The organism is Pararcticibacter amylolyticus, assembly GCF_003130405.1.
Lineage (GTDB): Bacteria > Bacteroidota > Bacteroidia > Sphingobacteriales > Sphingobacteriaceae > Arcticibacter > Arcticibacter amylolyticus.
Window position 1 is genome coordinate 1 of the sequence record NZ_QEAS01000068.1, and the last position, 648, is coordinate 648.

1 protein-coding gene is annotated in these 648 nt (G+C 44.3%); it reads left to right on the forward strand.

The window, feature by feature from the left end; all coding sequences use genetic code 11:
• Positions 1-123: 123 nt before the first annotated feature.
• The coding region (locus tag DDR33_RS26165; protein WP_238387946.1) for a hypothetical protein at positions 124-648 on the forward strand (525 nt) is incomplete at its 3' end.

The window sequence follows — 648 nt, forward strand, 5'->3', positions numbered from 1 at the left end:
TCCGGATTCAAGTGGAATCCATGGGCAGGGGGGCGGATCAGCCAGGAAGAGTGGCTGGCACGAGGTGGTGACCCGAAGTTACTGGCTACGGCGGTGAACCCGCAGTTTTATAGCGGGGGTTGGGTGAGTAAAAAACCGGTGACCAGTACTAAGACGACTCCGGTGAATGCGAATGAGACTGTGGGCTCGGGAAAAAGTTGGTTTGACTCGGAAATAACTTGGTTTGGTCATACATTGACTGCACAATATGGCACTGAAGTTAAAGGTGAGACATTTCTTGGAGATAAATATAGTGTTAAAATGTATCAAGGGACAAAGGTTGGAAAGAAGGGAGTTTTTAATTCAAATATTACAAAGTTTCAGAATCGGGAGTTTAAACATGATTATAGCATAAATATCGGGACCTATTCACTGTCGCTCAATACAACAGATCTAGGCTTCTCAACAAGCTTGTCTCTGTTTGGAGTGGGCATATCTAGTGGTGCTTCATTATTAGGAGGATACTCTGGAGGATTAAGCTATACTGGCGAAAATAAGATTACTAACGGGATGAGTGGTTCTTTCCGGGGTGGAGGTTTTACTTTAATCGGCGTAGCAATGATGATTCTCGTCCCTAAATCAGCTCCTTTTATACCTGCTTTAGCTCGT